Source organism: Thalassospira sp. ABD4_177, assembly GCF_056160125.1.
Genome location: NZ_JBSWWO010000001.1, coordinates 988026 through 1005631, shown reverse-complemented (window position 1 = coordinate 1005631; position 17606 = coordinate 988026). Strand labels below are relative to the sequence as shown.

The following is a 17606-nucleotide window of genomic DNA, read 5'->3' as shown; positions in this document are numbered from 1 at the left end:
CGTCATGAGTGCCACCAGCAAAAAGATGGGCCGGACCTCCGTCCCAGAACTTCGTGCCCGCAAGGGGCAGGAACCGATTGTCTGCCTGACTGCCTATACCGCGCCAATGGCCCAGCGCCTTGATGAACATTGCGACCTGCTTCTGGTCGGCGATTCACTGGGCATGGTTGTCTATGGCATGGAAAGCACGCTTGCCGTGACCGTCGATATGATGGTCAATCATGGCAAGGCCGTCATGCGCGGATCAAAGAATGCCTGCGTTGTTGTTGATCTGCCCTTTGGCAGCTATCAGGAATCCAAGGAACAGGCGTTCCGTACAGCATCCCATATTCTGGCCGAAACCGGCTGTGCCGCCGTCAAGATCGAAGGCGGTGCCGAACTGGCCGAAACCATCGAATTTCTTACCATGCGCGGTGTGCCCGTGATGGCCCATATCGGCCTGATGCCCCAACAGGTCAACACCATGGGCGGCTTCAAAAGCCAGGGCCGCGACGAAGAAACCGCAACAAAGGCCCTTGCCGATGCCAAGGCGGTTGCCGATGCCGGGGCATTCTCGGTCGTCATCGAAGGCACGGTCGAACCGGTCGCCCGTCAGATTACCGAGGCGATTGACATCCCGACGATTGGCATCGGGGCGTCCCCCGCCTGTGATGGTCAGGTTCTGGTCACCGAAGACATCCTTGGCCTGTTTTCCGACTTCACGCCGAAATTCGTCAAACGCTACGCCAATCTTGGCGATGCGGTGTCCGAGGCCGTCGGCCAATATGCCGACGAAGTGCGCACCCGCCAGTTCCCGGCGGATGAACATTGCTTTGGGTTGGCGAAAAAAGGTAAGTTGCGCGCGGTCTGAGCCCCGAGCCCGGATCGCCGCGATTTTCTGCAATCTTCGGTACGACGATAACGATGTCCCTTACGACTGTTCACACTGTCGCTGATTTGCGCGCGACTGTTGCCGACTGGCGCGCCAAAGGTCTGCGTGTCGCCCTGGTTCCGACCATGGGCGCCCTTCATGACGGCCATGTCAGCCTGACCCATCTGGCGCGTGAACATGCCGACCGGGTGATCGTATCGATCTTTGTCAATCCGACCCAGTTCGCGCCCAACGAAGATTTCGGGGCCTATCCGCGTACTCTGCCCGCCGATCAGAAGCTCCTTGATGATGCCGGGGTTGAGCTTTGCTTTGCCCCTTCGGTGGAGGAAATGTATCCCGACGGCTTTGCCACCAAGGTATGTGTTGATGGGGCCATGACCGATGTGCTCTGTGGCGCGGCCCGCCCCGGCCACTTTGATGGCGTGGCACAGGTCGTGACCAAATTGCTGCTCCAGGCGCTGCCGGACTGTGCGATCTTCGGCCAGAAAGACTACCAGCAACTGATGGTCATCCGCCGCTTCAGCGCGGATCTGAACATCCCGGTCGAGATCATTGGCGCGAAAATCCTGCGCGAAAATGATGGTCTGGCCATGTCATCGCGCAACCGTTACCTGACACCAGAAGAACGCGCGATTGCCCCGACCCTGAACAAGGTGCTGGCGGAAATCACCGCCAAGGCCGCCACCGGCGCCGAACTCGGCCCGCTTCTGGCCAAGGGGCGCGAAGATATTCTCAAGGCCGGATTTGATCCGATTGATTACCTTGAAGTCCGTGATGCGGCAACACTGGAACTGATCAGCGATGTGGTCCGGAAAACGGCGCGCATTTTCGTCGCTGCCCGGCTTGGCAAGGCCCGTTTGATCGACAATCACGCAATTGAACCGGCATAACTCTGGACATCACGCCGGACATCGCCCCAGTCACCACACTGGGCATGGCAACGCGCATGACCGGGGGTTAAACACCCGTCCATATTGGCGGAATCGCCAATTGCACGACAAAGCCGATGAAAAGCGCAGAATAACGCGCTTTTGCGCCCGATTGCGCTTGACTCCCACCCCCTGATCCAATAAACCCTCTCCACCAAAGGTCGCCCAAGGGGTGACTCCCCCAGTCCTCGAGTTTCGAGCACTGGGTTTTAGTTTTTTGTGCGCACGCGGTGGAAACACCGGCAACACAGACGGGATTTGGAATGTTTGAAGGACTAAGCGATCGCCTTGGCGGGGTTCTCGATAAGCTGCGCAAACGTGGCGCGCTTAAAGAATCCGACGTCAAGGAAGCCATGCGCGAAGTACGCGTCGCCCTGCTTGAGGCGGACGTGGCACTTCCGGTCGTCAAAACCTTTATCTCCAACGCCACCGAACGTGCAGTTGGTGCCGATGTTCTGCGCTCGGTCACCCCGGGTCAGATGGTCGTCAAGATCGTCCATGACGAACTCAAAAACATGCTGGGCGAAGGCGAGGAAATCAATCTCGCCTCTACCCCGCCGGTACCGATCCTGATGGTCGGTCTGCAGGGCTCGGGTAAAACCACCAGTTCTGCAAAGATCGCGCTCAACCTGACCAAGAAGCGCAACAAGAAAGTCCTTCTGGCATCGCTCGATATCTATCGTCCGGCCGCCCAGCAGCAGCTGAAGGTTCTGGCCGATGATAACGGTCTTGGCGTTCTGCCGATCGTCATGGGCGAAAAGCCGGTGTCGATTGCCAAGCGCGCCATGGATACCGGCCGCAAGGAAGGCTATGACGCGGTCATCCTTGATACCGCCGGTCGTCTGCATATCGACATGGAACTGATGAGCGAAGTCGCCCAGGTCCGTGATGCGGTCAACCCGGTTGAAACCCTTCTGGTCACCGATGCGATGACCGGTCAGGACTCGGTCAACGTTGCCAAGGAATTTGCCGACAAGGTCGGTATCACCGGTATCGTTCTGACCCGTGTTGATGGTGATGCCCGTGGTGGTGCCGCCCTTTCGATGCGTCAGATCACCGGCTGCCCGATCAAGATGATCGGTATCGGCGAAAAAATCGACGAGATGGAAGCCTTCCATCCTGATCGTATCGCCAACCGTATTCTGGGCATGGGCGATGTTGTCAGCCTTGTTGAAAAGGCGGCTGAAAACATCAAGGCCGAAGACGCCGAGAAAATGGCCAAGAAGCTGCGTAAAGGTCAGTTTGACCTGAACGACCTTCTGGCACAGCTCAAACAGCTCCAGAAAATGGGGGATCTTTCCGGCATCATGGGAATGCTGCCGGGCATGGGCGCGCTGAAAAAACAGATGTCGCAGACCAAGCTTGATCCCAAACTTCTGACCCACCAGGAAGCGATCATCCTGTCGATGACGCCCAAAGAACGTGAAAACCCGGCCATCATCAAGGCATCGCGCAAAAAGCGTATTGCTGCTGGCTGTGGCCTGACCGTTCAAGAGGTCAACAAGCTTCTGAAGCAGTATCAGACCATGTCCACCATGATCAAAAAGATGGGCAAGCAGGGCAAGAAGGGCATGTTTGGCGGAATGCCGAAAATGGATCCTTCGATGCTTGAGGGCGGTGAAATGCCGGACCTGGGCAACCTGCCAAAAGGATTGACCGGTGGCGGGGGCGGATTGCCGCCCGGGTTGCCGGGATTGGGAGGCGGCGGTGGCCTGCCTCCGGGATTCCCGGGGTTCGGCAAAAAGAAATAGCCAAGCCCCCGGTTCGAGAATGAGTTCTTCAGGAATTCCTCTTAGGAACCAAACCCGGCCCTTAAAGCCGGATCAAAGACCAAGTGAATAGGCCCTTCGGGGTCATGATTTAGAAGACTACAAACCCAAGCTGAAAGGAACTTATCCGAATGGCTGTCAAGATTCGTCTTTCCCGTGGCGGTGCCAAAAAACGTCCGTACTACCGTATCGTAGTTGCTGACGTTCGTTCGCCGCGTGACGGCAGCTTCATCGAGCGTGTCGGTACCTATGACCCGATGCTCCCGAAGGATGCTGACAACCGCGTTACCTTCAAAGAAGAGCGCATCAAATACTGGCTGTCTGTTGGCGCACAGCCGACCGATCGTGTTGCACGTTTCCTGGGCAAAGCTGGCCTGGCTGACGCGTTCAAGCCGACCGAACAGCCGCAGAAGTCTGCTCCGAAAGCGAAAGCTCAGGAACGTCTTCGTGAGAAAGCTGAGAAAGCCGAAGCTGCTGCTGCCGCTGCTGCGGAAGCCGCTGCCGAAGCAGCAGCACCTGCTGAAGAAGAAGCTGCAGGCGAGTAATCGCTGAACGCACGCTTTGATCAGATACCAAAAACTTGTGAACCGAAATGGCTGAAACCCGCAAATCCAAAAACGACGAAGCTTATGTCTGCGTCGGCATGATCACCGCCCCGCACGGGGTGCGTGGTGCCGTGCGCGTCAAAAGCTATACCGTCGATCCGGATAACCTTGTCGGTTACGGCCCGTTGTTCGACGCCAAGGGACGCGTGAAATACAAGCTGTCTCCTGTCGGACATGTCCGCGACCAGCTGATCGCCAAGATCGAAGGTGTGGACGACCGGGACGGAGCCGAACGGCTGCGGGGCACCAAGCTGCATGTACCGCGTGCTGCACTGCCTGAGACGGTTGAAGAAGATGAATTCTACCTTGCTGACCTTGTCGGTCTGAAAGCGTTCCACATTGATGGTTCGATTTTCGGCACCGTTCGGGGTGTGGCTGATTTCGGCGCTGGCGACGTTATCGAAGTCGCGCTTGAGGAAGCCAAAAACAAGGTTGTGGTTCTTCCCTTCACCAAGGAAGTCGTGCCCGAGGTCATTCTTTCGGAACGCAAGATGGTGGTAAATCCGCCCGAGGGGCTACTGCAGGATGAGGACGGACCCGGCAATCGCAGCCGTCGTCCGAACAAATCCCGCAAGGACTCTCAGGCCGACCGCGATTCTGAGGCCGTTACTGCAGATGCAGTAGGCGCGGAAACCGCGACCGGCAGCGGGAAGGAGGCCTGATCGATGTCTGTGTGGCAGGCAAAAGTTGCAACCCTGTTCCCGGAAATGTTTCCGGGTGTGCTTGGTCAGTCTTTGGCTGGCAAGGCGCTTGAGAACGGGATCTGGTCGCTTGATGTCAAAGACATCCGCGATCATGCAACCGACCGCCACCGCACTGTAGACGACAATCCCTTCGGGGGCGGGGCCGGTATGGTCATGCGCCCGGATATTGTCGACGCCGCCCTGCGTGAATTGCGTGGCTCTGCACCGCAATTGCCACTGATTTATCTCAGCCCGCGGGGAAAAGTGCTGAACCAGAAACGCTGCCGTGAATTGGCAGCAGGCCCGGGTGCCATCCTGCTTTGCGGTCGTTACGAAGGTATCGACCAACGGGTTCTGGATGAACACGCGGCCGAGGAAATCAGCATCGGTGATTACATCCTCATGGGCGGCGAACTGCCGGCCATGGTCCTGATTGAATCGTGCATTCGCCTCATCGAGGGAACGGTCAACAAGACCGAGTCTGTCGACGAGGAAAGCTTTGAAACCGGGTTGCTTGAATATCCGCATTACACGCGCCCGGCCAATTGGAACGGGCGTGACGTGCCGGAGATCTTGCTTTCCGGACATCATGCCAAGGTACAAGCCTGGCGGCATGCTCAGGCAGAAGAAATTACCCGCGCGCGACGCCCGGACCTTTGGGACCGGTACGTGGCAAACGGGAACATCAAAGAGGGTTAAACCATGACCAACATCATCCAGCAGCTCGAGAAAGAGCAGCTCGACAAGATCGCTGAAAATCGCGAAGTTCCGGAATTCGATGCAGGTGATACCGTTCGTGTGCACCTGAAAGTCGTTGAAGGTACCCGTGAGCGTATCCAGCAGTTCGAAGGCGTTTGCATTGCGCGTAAGAACCGCGGCCTCAACTCTTCCTTCACCGTGCGTAAAATCGCATCGGGCGAAGGCGTTGAGCGTATCTTCCAGTCGTATTCCCCGGCCATCGACAAAATCGAAGTCGTTCGCCGCGGTGACGTACGTCGCGCGAAACTCTACTACCTGCGTGGCCGTACCGGTAAATCTGCACGTATCGCCGAGCAGACCACCGGCCACAAAGGCAAGCTGACCACTGCAGAGCGCAGCAAGAAGAAGTAATTCTTCGCGCATCTCGCGTCAGAACAAAGACGGGCTCACCTTCGGGTGGGCCCGTTTTCGTTTATGGTATCCGCGGTAGCCTTGTGCGCCTGATGGATCATGAAAACAGAAATACACGCATTAATTGCATTATGGCGAATCGCCTGTTTCCATCGCAACAAAGACAGTTCCGCAGAAACCTGAGGATTAATTCATCAGCTCAGGTTATATCAGATATCCCTCACCTATATCGCCAAAGCCTTATTTGGCTACTTTGGGATGCTGCAAACCGCTGCACTCTATTTAGGAGTGTGAAACAGCCAAAAACACGCGCCCCATACCTTGCGATTTGGAAGGCGGCGTGTATAAAGGCACTCCCGCGGCAAAAACGATCAAACCCGCGTGGTTCTGAATAATAAAATTTCGCAGACCGGATAAAGCCGGTTGCGCCGGAGAAACGACACGTCCCGCCCGCCATACACGGCTGGTATTGCACCGATCTTCGTGACATTCAGAACTGCACCCGGCGGGCCAAGCGTTGCTGCTCAAAAGATCGATGTTTTATGAGGAGGTCGAGATGGGTCAGCCTAAAACCCTTTTTGACAAGATTTGGGAAAGCCATGTGGTCGATACGCAGGATGATGGTACCTGCCTGCTTTATATTGACCGACATCTCGTCCACGAAGTAACCAGCCCGCAGGCATTCGAAGGCCTGCGCAATACGGGCCGCAAAGTGCGCCATCCCGAGCTTACGCTTGCTGTGCCTGATCACAACGTTCCGACGTCTGACCGTTCCGAAGGCATCAAGGAAGAAGACAGCCGCATTCAGGTTGAAACCCTTGATCAGAACGCCAGGGATACCGGCATTCACTATTTCCCGATGGCTGACCTGCGTCAGGGCATCGTGCATATCGTCGGCCCGGAAGAAGGCTTTACCCTGCCGGGCGTGACAATGGTGTGTGGTGACTCGCATACCTCGACCCACGGTGCATTTGGTGCCCTGGCATTTGGTATTGGCACCTCGGAAGTTGAACACGTTCTGGCCACCCAGACGCTGGTTCAGAAACCGGCCAAAAACATGCTGGTCAAGGTCGAGGGCGATCTGCATCCAGGCGTTACCGCCAAGGACATCACCCTTGCGATCATCGGTCGCATCGGCACCGCTGGTGGTACCGGCTATGTCATCGAATATGCTGGTTCGGCCATCCGGTCGCTTTCGGTTGAAGGCCGCATGACCGTCTGCAACATGTCGATCGAAGGCGGTGCACGTGCCGGCCTGATCGCACCGGACGAGAAGACCTTTGAATATATCAAGGGCCGCCCGATGGCACCGAAAGGTGCTGCGTTCGAGCAGGCTGTTGAATACTGGAAGACCCTGCCGTCTGATGAAGGCGCACATTACGACAAGGTTGTCGAAATCGATGCTGCTGATATCGTCCCGCAGGTTACATGGGGCACCAGCCCGGAAGACGTTGTACCGGTCACCGGCACCGTTCCCTTCCCGACCGATGGCAAGGATGCCGGTAAACAGAAAGCCATCGAACGTTCACTGGAATATATGGGTCTGACCGCCGGCACCCCGATCGAGGAAATCAAGATCGACCGCGTCTTTATCGGTTCATGCACCAACGGTCGTATCGAAGACCTGCGTGCCGTTGCCGAAGTCGCCAAGGGCCGCAAGGTTTCCGAAACCGTGAATGCGATGATCGTTCCGGGCTCCGGTCTTGTGAAAGAACAGGCAGAGGCCGAAGGCCTTGATCAGATCTTCATCGAAGCAGGCTTTGACTGGCGCGAGCCGGGCTGCTCGATGTGTCTGGCGATGAACCCGGACCGTCTGGCCCCGGGCGAGCGTTGCGCTTCGACCTCGAACCGTAACTTCGAAGGCCGTCAGGGCCGTGGTGGTCGTACCCACCTCGTCAGCCCGGCCATGGCAGCTGCGGCTGCGATCACCGGTCATCTGACCGACATTCGCAAACTCGGTTAAGGAAGGTTCCCATGGCCGATCAGACATTCATCAATTTCCGCGAAAGTGCCCCGCGTCTGGGGCGCGCACCGGTGCTTGAGCAGCTGCTGCCGCAACTGACCGGCATCAATCTGCCGGACTTCGTTGCGCAGGAACTCGACGCGACCGAAGAATTGATCGAAGCACTCGGTCTGGCCTGGGAAACTGGAAGCAAGGGATAAGACAATGGAAAAATTCACCAAGCTCACCGGTGTTGCAGCACCGCTGCCAATGATCAATGTCGATACCGACATGATCATTCCCAAACAGTTCCTCAAAACCATCAAACGTTCGGGCCTTGGCAAGAACCTGTTTGATGAAATGCGTTATGACGACAACGGTAACGAAATCCCGGATTTCGTGCTGAACAAGCCGGCCTATCGCAATGCCAAGATCCTGGTATCGGGTGATAACTTCGGCTGTGGCTCTTCGCGTGAACACGCTCCGTGGTCGCTGCTTGATTTCGGCATTCGCTGCGTGATCGCACCAAGCTTTGCTGACATTTTCTATAACAACTGCTTCAAGAACGGCATCCTGCCGATCCGCTTGCCGCAGGAAGATGTCGACAAGCTGATGTCTGATGCGGAACGTGGTGCCAACGCCACCGTCACCATCGATCTTGAAAATCAGGAAATCAGCGGCCCGGATGGCGGTTGCATCAAGTTCGAAGTCGAAGAATTCCGCAAGCATTGCCTGCTGAACGGTCTCGACGATATCGGCCTGACCCTGCAAAAGGGCGACGCCATCAATGATTTCGAAGCCAAGCGCGCTGCATCGCAGCCCTGGCTGTCGCTGTAATTGCAAGACGGGCGGCAAACATCCGTTTGTCGCCCGTTTTCTGATCGCTACGGGGCCACGCGCCCCGAGAAATATCTGGCCCCAAGAATCTGGGAAGGAAGCATTTATGAGCACCACCAAAAAAGTACTGATGCTGCCGGGCGACGGAATTGGCCCGGAAGTCATGCGTCAGGTTCAGCGCGTCATGGACTGGATGGCGAAAAAGCGCAGCGTGAATTTCGAAATCACCGAAGGTCTGATCGGCGGCGCGTCGATTGATGCGCACAACAACCCGCTGACCGACGAAACGCTGGCGGATGCCATGGCCGCAGATGCGGTTCTGCTTGGTGCTGTTGGTGGTCCGAAATGGGACGACATGCCGTTCGACATCAAACCCGAACGCGGTCTTCTGAAAATCCGCAAGGAAATGGGTCTGTTCGCCAACCTGCGTCCGGCGCTGGTGTTTGATGCACTTGCCGGTGCGTCCTCGCTCAAGGAAGACATCGTCAAGGGTCTTGATATCATGATCCTGCGTGAACTGACCGGGGGTATCTATTTCGGTCAGCCGCGCGGCATCGAAGAACGCGACGGTGTCCGTCATGGCTTCAACACCCTGGTTTATTCCGAACCGGAAGTCGAACGCATCGCACGCGTTGCCTTTGACATGGCGATGAAACGCGACAAGCGTCTGTGCTCTGTCGACAAGGCCAACGTTCTGGAATCCACCGTTCTGTGGCGCGAAGTTGTCGAACGTGTTGCCAAAGACTTCCCGGAAGTCGATCTCAGCCACATGTATGTCGACAACGCCTCCATGCAGCTGGTGCGTAACCCGAAACAGTTCGACGTGATGGTCACCACCAACATGTTTGGCGACATCCTGTCTGATTGTGCCGCCATGCTGACCGGATCGCTCGGCATGCTGCCGTCCGCATCGCTTGGTGCGGCCGATGAAAACGGTGCGCGCAAAGCGCTCTATGAGCCGGTACATGGCTCCGCCCCAGACATCGCCGGTCAGGACATCGCCAACCCGCTGGCCACCATCCTGTCGTTTGCCATGATGCTGCGTTATTCGTTCGACATGGGCGATGATGCCACCCTGATCGAAGATGCCGTTCAGAACGTCCTTAAGGGCGGGCTTCGCACCGGCGACATCATGCAGCCGGGCATGGCCAAGGTCTCGACCACCGTTATGGGTGAGTCGCTGATCAACGAACTCGACAAGCTCGTCTGATCGTTCTTTACGATCCCGAATATGAAAAGGCCGGATTTCGATCCGGCCTTTTTGCGTTACAGGGTGATTTCTCGGGCATCGGCCAGAACCGCTGTAAACAATGCCAGCTTGTCCGGGTTTCGATGGACAAACAGATCAACAATCTGCCCGTCGCGTTCAGTCGCACTGATCGCGGTCGCCACAACCCCGTCTTCGACCATCAGAAGCCAGCATGCATCCGCAAGCGTGATGCCAAGCACGCGCTCATTCGGGCTGCGCTTGCCCCAGACACCGACAAAGAATCGCGAAACATGATCCGCCCCAAACAGCGGATTGGCCGTCGCCAGCGCCTTGCCCCCACCATCGGAATACAAAATCACATCCGGGGCGAGCAGATCCAGCAACCGCCCCACATCACTGGTGCCGATCGCGGTAACAAACGCGTCCAACCGTTCGCGATCGCACGCTGTCGCATTCGGTTCGGGCGTAGCATCCCGGTCATTTTCACGCTGCATCTTCCGCCGGGCGCGAAACAGGATCTGACGGGTATTGTTCGGCGTGCGTTCGATCAGGGGCGCAATATCATCATGCATCCACTCGAAAACCTCATGCAGCACAAGTGCCACCCGCTCAATCGGGGCGAGGCGCTCGAGCATCAACATATAAGCCTGCCCAAGGCCGTCACGCTCGATCAATTCGGCTTCGGCTTTGGGTTGTTCGGGCGGCAGCCACGGTTCGGGCAACCAGTGACCGACATAGTTCTCCCGCTGACGGCGGGCGGATTTCAACACATCAAGGCAGATATTGCTGCACACCCGCACCAGCCACCCTGTGGCGTCAGCGATCGTGTCCTGATCCTGATTGCGCCAGCGCAGCCAGACATCCTGAACCGCGTCTTCGGCATCGGCATGACTGCCCAGCATGCGATAGGCAAGGGCTGTAAGCCGCCCGCGATGTTGTTCAAAAATACGATCTGCCAAGGATGTCCCACCAAACGCGTGAAGCGATACGGGCAAATCCCGTATCGCTGTGTGTGTCTGATTGTAGGGGCTTTTCCCACCCCCGTCAGGAAGCTTGCGAAGATTATGCAAATTCATGCTGCGCAATACCCAACCGGTTCCATGCATTCATCGTGGCAATGATGCAGGTCAGCTCGGAAATCTCGGCTTCTTCAAAATGATCCAGAAGCATGCGATGGCACTTCGAGATCGTGACCTGGCATTCCGCCCGGGTCAGGCATTCGGCCCAGACCAGTGCTGCACGCTCGGCCGCACTAAACCCGTCGGCACTTTGCCAAACCGGCAGCATCGTCAGTTTAACGGGATCGCCGCCATGTTTGGCAAAGCTGTCTGAATGCATCCGAAGACAATAGGCACAGCCATTAATCTGCGACACCCGGCACTCAATAAGGTCACGCAATACAGGTTCAATCAGCGGCGCGTCGCCAAGTGCTGTAGCAACAGCCAACTGGGCCTGAAACAGTTTTGGGGTGATTTCGTGAAAGGCAAAGCGGGTCATGACAATTCTCCTTGGTGGCACGAGGAAGAGTGGGAAATTCACCCCTCTGCCCACAAGGACGACACAAGGGCGGCCCGCGTTACACGACCCGCCCGCAAAATTCGAAATTCATAAAATCGGCGATGCACCCGCCTCAGACCATGCCGGCATCCTCAAGCGCGCGGACGACATTGTCATGCATTACCCATGTCCAGTCCTCGCCATCGCTTTGCGTGCCATCGGCAAGGGTAAAGATCGCCGCAAGATAATCACTGACATCAGTTTCACACATCGGAAGGTCTGCTGCCGTCGCGATCTTGGTGGCAAGACGACCATATTTTTTATTGCCGATCCGGCACCCGAAATGCCCAACCGTTTCGGCCAGTTTCAAACCGGTAATCTTGCGCCCCGGGGCATTGGCGTGCGCCCGCAGCATATCGCGTTCACAGCTCGACATTTCAATTTCCGACAAGGCGCGAACATAGTCCTTCGGCCGTCCGATATGCGGCGCGGTCGCACCATTCGGCTGCGTCTGGTGGTCGGCGTCATCCCAGGTGATTACTTTCAACATGTCGTTTCCTCCCGACAATATGACCGGCCATCACTTTTCATATTCGCTTTTCACATCTGTCGTGCCGGTCCATCACGCGATGTGGCTTGGTTTGAAGGCACGTTTGCGACTGCTTTTGTTTGATTTTGATTTGCAGTCATGCTGCGCAGTTCACCGCAGCAATTTCGAGCACCTCATTAGTTGATATGGGAAGCGGCACTCGTAAAACAAACAGGGCGGGAAACCATCGTTCCCCACCCTGCATCATCAGGCATATTCAAAGCCCGGCTTGGTAAAGACAAACTGGCCGACCCGCATGCCGCCGCCGCCCTCGGCCGCGTCAAAAGCATTGATACAACCGGCAAGGTAGAATTCCCACATGCGTTTGAATTCTTCGTCGTACTTTTCCGGGTCCAATTCATCGGCAACTTCGCGGAACCGATCCCGCCAGGCGATGAGAGTTTGGGCATAGTTCCGCCCGGGATGGAAATGTGATGCTTCGACCGTCAGGTTGGCATGTTCGGCGGCCTCGACCACCTCGTGAACGGCCGGAATGTAGCCGCCCGGAAAGATATATTTATCAATCCACGGCGATGTGAATTCGGCCCGCGGCTTGATGATCGTGTGGATCACAGCCCGCCCGCCGGCCTTAAGAAGCTCACCCACCTTTTCAAAATAGGTTTTGAACTGATGGCGTCCGACATGCTCGAACATGCCGACCGAAACCACCCGGTCATATTTCCCGGCATTGGCATCGGCAAACAAGCGATAATCCAGCAGGTGATAATCAAGTCCCGCCTTCATGTTCGCGCCCATCTCGGCACGTTTTTCCTGCGCCCAGTTATACTGTTCGGTCGACAGGGTAATGCCATGCACCTCGGCCCCGGTTTCCCGATGGATAAAGCGGCTCAAACCGCCCCAGCCACACCCGATATCAACCACCCGCAAACCGGGTTCGGTGATCTTGAGACGCTGGGTCGTCAGGCTCATTTTCCGGTGCTGGGCTTCTTCCAGGGTTTGCGCCCTGCCATCCCAGAAGGCACATGAATATTGCATCTCCGGATCAAGGAACCGGGTGTAAAGATCATTGCCGATATCATAGTGATGGCGCACGCGGTGCGACGCTGCCCGGACCGAGGTAAACTGCCCGATCTGGAATTTCAGCGCCTGCAGCTTTTCAATAAAGCTGCCAAACCCGCTGGTCGAATGGCCGCCTTCGAAATTAAGACGCAAGACCCTGATCAGGTCCTCCATCTCGCATTTGACAAGATCGAAGCCACCATGCATGAAGGCCTCGCCAAAGCCCGGGTCCGGGCTCAGTGCCATTCTAAGTGTGTTGGTCCAGTCCGGTACAGTCATCCCCGCCCGCGGGTCTGTCCCGTCCCCCAGCACGATCTCGTGCTTATCATCGACGCGAAATACCAAAGTTCCGCGCGTCACATGCTCCCGAAAGAAATCGAGAACCTTTTTCTGTGTCCAATCCAAAGTCATCGGGTACGTCATTGGCCGTCCTTTTTATAAAAGTCCGAATAGTGATCGCCCCATATGCAGCGTTGCTGCATATCTGCATCTAACCCTTGATCAGGAACGTTTTGGCTGGTCGTCCGGAAAAGTCGTCAGGTGGTGGCACTGGTGGCGCCAACGCCCGCCAGGCAGAAAGTCAGAAATCAACCCGGCAAATGCAAAACGAATCTGATTTCAGGTTCGACACATGAACCCCTGTAACAATTCTGCCAGATTTTTCAGCAATCTCAAGTAGTAATCATTATCGCATTGCCAAGGACACGCTTGCGCAATTGCCCAGAAACCCTTACATGTCGCCCCAGATTATCAGACATTATTCACAGGCAGGCGCGCGGATCGCCGCCGCCTGACAGACTGAAAAGAGGCACCCAGATGGGCTTTAAAATCGCCGTTGTTGGCGCGACCGGAAATGTCGGGCGCGAAATGCTCAACACCCTTGCCGAACGCAATTTCCCGGCAGACGAGATCTTTGCACTGGCCTCTTCGAAATCCATCGGCCGCACGGTTTCCTATGGCGAAGACGACGAGCTGTCGGTTTCGGACGCCGCGACCTTTGATTTTTCCAAGGCCGACATTGCCCTGTTTTCCGCTGGTGGCGAAACCGCCAAGAAACTCGGCCCCAAGGCTGCCGAAGCCGGTTGTGTCGTGATTGACAATTCCAGCTACTGGCGCATGGAGCCGGGTGTTCCGCTCGTGGTGCCGGAAGTCAACGCTGACGCGCTGGCGGGCTATGCCAAGAAAAACATCATCGCCAACCCGAACTGTTCGACCATTCAGATGGTGCTGGCCCTTAAGCCGCTTCATGACATGGCCGCGATCAAACGCATTGTCGTTTCGACCTATCAGTCGGTATCGGGTGCCGGCCGTGCCGCGATGGACGAGCTGTTTAACCAGACGCGCGGAATCTATGTGAATGATCCGCCTCAGAAAGAAGAATTCACCAAGCAGATCGCCTTTAACGTCATCCCGCATATCGACAGCTTCATGGATGATGGCGCGACCCGCGAAGAATGGAAAATGACGGTCGAAACCCGCAAGATCCTGGCGCCGGAAATCGCGGTGCATGCGACCTGTGTGCGCGTCCCGGTCTTTGTCGGCCACGGCGAAGCGGTCAATATCGAGTTTGAAAAACCGATCACCGTCGAAGACGCCCGCAAGGCGATGAAAGACTTCCCGGGTGTCTCGGTCGTCGATTACCGTCAGGACGAAGGCTATGTCACCCCACAGGAAGTCCAGGGCGAAGACAATGTCTTTGTCTCACGCGTGCGCAAGGACCCGACCGTCGAAAACGGCCTGTCGCTGTGGTGCGTTAGCGACAACCTGCGCAAGGGTGCGGCATTGAATGCCGTGCAGATCGCTGAAAAATTGATCGCCGATTTCCTGCCCAAGAAATAAGGGATCGACTGGATCCTTCGCCGATTTGAAATCAAGACCCGCCCCATGTTGGGCGGGTCTTGTCGTTCCACATCCCGGCAAGATGCTGGTCAGAGGCGCCAAAAGACGCTAGGGAAAAAGAACACGACATTTCAAAACCAAAAAATGCCCATCGTCAAAAAGACCGCGGGCCTAAAAAAATCTGGGGAATCGGATGGTCAAACGCACGCGCAAGGAAGCGGCCCGCCTCGATGAAGCAGCCCGCGCTGGCTGGCTTTATTATTGTGCTGGCAACACGCAAGATGAAATCGCCCACAAGCTTGGCGTATCGCGCCCGACGGCACAGCGTCTGGTGTCAGCCGCGGTCAGCGAAGGTCTGGTGAAGGTCCGCCTCGATCACCCGATTGCACATTGCATGGAACTGGGCAAGGCGATCTGCGAAACATACGGCATTGCCAGTTGCGATGTGGTGCCGACCGATCCGGCTGCCCCGGATGCGATGTTTGGCATGGCGCAGGCTGCGGCCAACTATCTTGAACGTGCGCTGCATTCAACCGACCCGCAGATCATCGCATTGGGCACGGGGCGTGCCATGCGCGCCATGGTCGATGAGATCGGGCGCATTGATGCCCATCATCACAAGATCGTCTCGCTGGTGGGCACCATCGCCCATGACGGGGCGGCCAGTTTCTATGACGCGGTCACGGATCTGGCTGACCGGACCCGCGCACCGCATTACCCGTTGCCGATCCCGGTCATCATTGCCGATCCGAAGATGCGTCAGCGGATGCAATCCCAGCCGCCGATGGACAATATCCTTAAACTCGCGCGTGAGGCCGATATCCGCTTTATCGGCGTCGGGCATCTTGGCGATGATGCGCCGCTGCATATTGATGGCTTTATATCGAAAGATGAGCTGGTCTCGCTGCGCGACAGTGGCGGCATTGGCGAGGTGATCAGTTGGTCCTTTGATCAGGATGGCAACATCCTGGATCATCCGGTCAATCATTGCGTCACCAGCGCACCTGCTGTGCAGCCCGCAACCAACACCATCGCGGTTGCCAAGGGGGCCAAAAAGGTCGCAGCGATTCGGGGGGCCATGCGCGGTCAACTGATTTCAACTCTCATTACCGACGAAGCAACTGCGGAAAGTTTGCTGCGCTAGCACGTGGCGGTTTTGCACATGGTTCGAATGCCTTTACGCCCTGACAGCCCCGCTGCCGGGGCGTTTTGTTGTGCGGCGCAAAAACGATTTTGTTTGACAAGCAACAGTGAAATTGAGTGAATGCTCATCACCTGAACAAATGATCAATATGAGCAGCTGAAGTTGCTCAGCGGGTAAATAGTCCTTTGGGAGGAAATATGAAACGCGTAATGGGAGCAGCGCTTTGTGCGTTGCTGGCTGGCGGTATCGCACACGCCAATGCCGAAACGAAACTGACCATCGCAACCGTCAATAACGGTGACATGATCCGCATGCAGAAGCTGACGGATGATTTCACCTCCAAGAACCCCGACATTTCCCTTGAGTGGGTCACACTTGAGGAAAACACCCTGCGTCAGCGCGTCACCACCGACATCGCCACCAAGGGCGGTCAGTATGACGTCATGACCATCGGCACCTATGAAGTTCCGATCTGGGCTGAAAAAGGCTGGCTCGCACCGCTTGATAATCTTGGTTCCGACTATGACGTCGATGACCTGATGCCGGCGATCCGCTCTGCTGTTTCGAACGATGGCAATCTTTATGCTGCACCGTTCTACGGCGAAAGCTCGATGATGATGTACCGCACCGACCTGTTCGAAGCTGCCGGTATTGAAATCAACGGTCGCCTGACCTGGGACCAGACCCTTGAGATCGCCAAGAAACTCCACAAGCCTGACGAAGGCGTATACGGCATCTGCCTGCGTGGCAAAGCCGGCTGGGGTGAGAACATGGCGCTGATCTCGACCATGGGCAACGCCTATGGCGCACGCTGGTTCGACGAAGAATGGAAACCGACCTTTGATGGCGACGCATGGAAAGATGCGCTCGACATGTACACCAACATTCTTGGCAACTACGGTCCTCCGGGCGCGACGTCGAACGGCTTTAACGAAAACCTTTCGCTGTTCAACTCCGGCAAATGCGGCATGTGGATTGACGCCACCGTTGCAGCATCCTTTGTCACCAACCCGAAAGAATCCAAAGTTGCAGACAAGGTCGGCTTCACCGAAGCGCCCTGCGCTGTAACCTGCACCGGCGCCAACTGGCTCTGGGCTTGGAACCTTGGCATTCCGATGGGCTCGCAGAAAGTAGAAGCCGCGCAGAAGTTCATCTCCTGGGCGACCTCCAAAGCCTATCTCGAACTGGTTGCCTCCAAGGAAGGCTGGGCAAACGTACCGCCGGGCACCCGTATGTCGCTTTATGAAAACCCGAAATATCTCGAAGCGGCACCGTTCGCAGACGAGACCCTTCTGGCGATCGACAGCGCAGACCCGATCAACTCGACCCTGGAACCGAAGCCGTATGTTGGCGTTCAGTTCGCCGCAATCCCTGAATTCCAGGGCATCGGCACCACGGTTGGTCAGCAGTTCTCCGCAGCCCTTGCCGGTCAGATGAGTGTTGAGCAGGCCCTTTCGGCTGCACAATCCTCCACCGATCGCACCATGCGCAAGGCTGGTTACTACTGATACACTTCCCAGACCGGAATTCTTTACCTGATTGGAATTCCGGTCTGCACCTC

Annotated in this window: 18 protein-coding genes; 14 read left to right on the top strand and 4 right to left on the bottom strand. The window is 56.6% G+C overall.

Features of this window, described 5'->3' with window-relative positions:
- The first annotated feature begins 4 nt into the window (after positions 1-4).
- The 11 genes from panB to leuB all read left to right on the top strand — a co-directional run bounded on the left by panB (position 5) and on the right by leuB (position 9956).
- Positions 5-850, top strand: coding sequence for a 3-methyl-2-oxobutanoate hydroxymethyltransferase (gene panB / locus ACXAF0_RS04625; RefSeq protein ID WP_475344205.1), 846 nt, complete (start codon positions 5-7; stop codon positions 848-850).
- Positions 851-903: 53 nt separating this feature from the next.
- Positions 904-1761: a pantoate--beta-alanine ligase gene (panC, locus tag ACXAF0_RS04620; protein ID WP_475344204.1), complete on the top strand. Its 858-nt coding sequence runs from the start codon at positions 904-906 to the stop codon at positions 1759-1761.
- A gap of 302 nt (positions 1762-2063) precedes the next feature.
- A complete protein-coding gene (ffh, locus tag ACXAF0_RS04615; protein WP_475344201.1) occupies positions 2064-3551 on the top strand; it encodes a signal recognition particle protein in 1488 nt (495 codons plus the stop codon).
- A gap of 149 nt (positions 3552-3700) precedes the next feature.
- Positions 3701-4114, top strand: a complete 414-nt coding sequence (rpsP, locus tag ACXAF0_RS04610; protein ID WP_475344200.1) for a 30S ribosomal protein S16 — start codon at positions 3701-3703, stop codon at positions 4112-4114.
- A gap of 47 nt (positions 4115-4161) precedes the next feature.
- Positions 4162-4836: a ribosome maturation factor RimM gene (gene rimM / locus ACXAF0_RS04605; RefSeq protein ID WP_475344199.1), complete on the top strand. Its 675-nt coding sequence runs from the start codon at positions 4162-4164 to the stop codon at positions 4834-4836.
- Positions 4837-4839: 3 nt separating this feature from the next.
- Positions 4840-5556, top strand: coding sequence for a tRNA (guanosine(37)-N1)-methyltransferase TrmD (gene trmD, locus ACXAF0_RS04600; RefSeq protein WP_475344198.1), 717 nt, complete (start codon positions 4840-4842; stop codon positions 5554-5556).
- A 3-nt stretch (positions 5557-5559) separates the two neighbouring features.
- Complete coding sequence (gene rplS / locus ACXAF0_RS04595) at positions 5560-5967, top strand: 50S ribosomal protein L19 (protein ID WP_475344196.1); 408 nt, start codon at positions 5560-5562, stop codon at positions 5965-5967.
- A 556-nt stretch (positions 5968-6523) separates the two neighbouring features.
- The gene (gene leuC / locus ACXAF0_RS04590) at positions 6524-7930 is read left to right on the top strand and encodes a 3-isopropylmalate dehydratase large subunit (protein WP_475344194.1); all 1407 of its coding nucleotides are present in this window, start codon (positions 6524-6526) and stop codon (positions 7928-7930) included.
- Positions 7931-7941: 11 nt separating this feature from the next.
- Entirely contained in the window at positions 7942-8130 is a 189-nt protein-coding gene (locus ACXAF0_RS04585; protein ID WP_062955955.1) for a hypothetical protein, read from the top strand.
- Positions 8131-8134: 4 nt separating this feature from the next.
- Positions 8135-8746: a 3-isopropylmalate dehydratase small subunit gene (gene leuD / locus ACXAF0_RS04580; RefSeq protein ID WP_475344191.1), complete on the top strand. Its 612-nt coding sequence runs from the start codon at positions 8135-8137 to the stop codon at positions 8744-8746.
- Positions 8747-8852: 106 nt separating this feature from the next.
- The gene (gene leuB / locus ACXAF0_RS04575; RefSeq protein ID WP_475344188.1) at positions 8853-9956 is read left to right on the top strand and encodes a 3-isopropylmalate dehydrogenase; all 1104 of its coding nucleotides are present in this window, start codon (positions 8853-8855) and stop codon (positions 9954-9956) included.
- Between the two features lie 56 nt (positions 9957-10012).
- Here leuB and sigJ read toward each other — a convergent pair whose 3' ends face one another.
- From sigJ to ACXAF0_RS04555, 4 genes are all read right to left on the bottom strand, one after another.
- Entirely contained in the window at positions 10013-10915 is a 903-nt protein-coding gene (gene sigJ / locus ACXAF0_RS04570) for an RNA polymerase sigma factor SigJ (protein WP_475344185.1), read from the bottom strand.
- 103 nt (positions 10916-11018) lie between these two features.
- A complete protein-coding gene (locus ACXAF0_RS04565; protein ID WP_475344183.1) occupies positions 11019-11453 on the bottom strand; it encodes a carboxymuconolactone decarboxylase family protein in 435 nt (144 codons plus the stop codon).
- Between the two features lie 133 nt (positions 11454-11586).
- Positions 11587-12003 (bottom strand): hypothetical protein, encoded by a 417-nt coding sequence (locus ACXAF0_RS04560; RefSeq protein WP_475344181.1) that lies wholly within the window; start codon positions 12001-12003, stop codon positions 11587-11589.
- A 246-nt stretch (positions 12004-12249) separates the two neighbouring features.
- The gene (locus tag ACXAF0_RS04555) at positions 12250-13473 is read right to left on the bottom strand and encodes a class I SAM-dependent methyltransferase (RefSeq protein WP_475344178.1); all 1224 of its coding nucleotides are present in this window, start codon (positions 13471-13473) and stop codon (positions 12250-12252) included.
- 405 nt (positions 13474-13878) lie between these two features.
- Here ACXAF0_RS04555 and ACXAF0_RS04550 point away from each other — a divergent pair, with 405 nt between their 5' ends.
- From ACXAF0_RS04550 to ACXAF0_RS04540, 3 genes are all read left to right on the top strand, one after another.
- The gene (locus tag ACXAF0_RS04550; protein ID WP_475344177.1) at positions 13879-14901 is read left to right on the top strand and encodes an aspartate-semialdehyde dehydrogenase; all 1023 of its coding nucleotides are present in this window, start codon (positions 13879-13881) and stop codon (positions 14899-14901) included.
- Positions 14902-15094: 193 nt separating this feature from the next.
- Positions 15095-16045 carry a sugar-binding transcriptional regulator gene (locus tag ACXAF0_RS04545; RefSeq protein ID WP_475344175.1) on the top strand — a complete coding sequence of 317 codons (951 nt, stop codon included), beginning with the start codon at positions 15095-15097 and terminating at the stop codon, positions 16043-16045.
- 197 nt (positions 16046-16242) lie between these two features.
- Entirely contained in the window at positions 16243-17553 is a 1311-nt protein-coding gene (locus tag ACXAF0_RS04540; protein WP_475344174.1) for an ABC transporter substrate-binding protein, read from the top strand.
- The last annotated feature ends 53 nt before the right edge of the window (positions 17554-17606 follow it).

What these genes read in the sequence shown, in the direction of transcription:
- panB (WP_475344205.1), top strand. Translation starts at nt 5, where the DNA reads ATGAGTGCCACCAGCAAAAAGATGGGCCGGACCTCCGTCCCAGAACTT.
- panC (WP_475344204.1), top strand. Translation starts at nt 904, where the DNA reads ATGTCCCTTACGACTGTTCACACTGTCGCTGATTTGCGCGCGACTGTT.
- ffh (WP_475344201.1), top strand. Translation starts at nt 2,064, where the DNA reads ATGTTTGAAGGACTAAGCGATCGCCTTGGCGGGGTTCTCGATAAGCTG.
- rpsP (WP_475344200.1), top strand. Translation starts at nt 3,701, where the DNA reads ATGGCTGTCAAGATTCGTCTTTCCCGTGGCGGTGCCAAAAAACGTCCG.
- rimM (WP_475344199.1), top strand. Translation starts at nt 4,162, where the DNA reads ATGGCTGAAACCCGCAAATCCAAAAACGACGAAGCTTATGTCTGCGTC.
- trmD (WP_475344198.1), top strand. Translation starts at nt 4,840, where the DNA reads ATGTCTGTGTGGCAGGCAAAAGTTGCAACCCTGTTCCCGGAAATGTTT.
- rplS (WP_475344196.1), top strand. Translation starts at nt 5,560, where the DNA reads ATGACCAACATCATCCAGCAGCTCGAGAAAGAGCAGCTCGACAAGATC.
- leuC (WP_475344194.1), top strand. Translation starts at nt 6,524, where the DNA reads ATGGGTCAGCCTAAAACCCTTTTTGACAAGATTTGGGAAAGCCATGTG.
- ACXAF0_RS04585 (WP_062955955.1), top strand. Translation starts at nt 7,942, where the DNA reads ATGGCCGATCAGACATTCATCAATTTCCGCGAAAGTGCCCCGCGTCTG.
- leuD (WP_475344191.1), top strand. Translation starts at nt 8,135, where the DNA reads ATGGAAAAATTCACCAAGCTCACCGGTGTTGCAGCACCGCTGCCAATG.
- leuB (WP_475344188.1), top strand. Translation starts at nt 8,853, where the DNA reads ATGAGCACCACCAAAAAAGTACTGATGCTGCCGGGCGACGGAATTGGC.
- ACXAF0_RS04565 (WP_475344183.1), bottom strand. Translation starts at nt 11,453, where the DNA reads ATGACCCGCTTTGCCTTTCACGAAATCACCCCAAAACTGTTTCAGGCC.
- ACXAF0_RS04560 (WP_475344181.1), bottom strand. Translation starts at nt 12,003, where the DNA reads ATGTTGAAAGTAATCACCTGGGATGACGCCGACCACCAGACGCAGCCG.
- ACXAF0_RS04555 (WP_475344178.1), bottom strand. Translation starts at nt 13,473, where the DNA reads ATGACTTTGGATTGGACACAGAAAAAGGTTCTCGATTTCTTTCGGGAG.
- ACXAF0_RS04550 (WP_475344177.1), top strand. Translation starts at nt 13,879, where the DNA reads ATGGGCTTTAAAATCGCCGTTGTTGGCGCGACCGGAAATGTCGGGCGC.
- ACXAF0_RS04545 (WP_475344175.1), top strand. Translation starts at nt 15,095, where the DNA reads ATGGTCAAACGCACGCGCAAGGAAGCGGCCCGCCTCGATGAAGCAGCC.
- ACXAF0_RS04540 (WP_475344174.1), top strand. Translation starts at nt 16,243, where the DNA reads ATGAAACGCGTAATGGGAGCAGCGCTTTGTGCGTTGCTGGCTGGCGGT.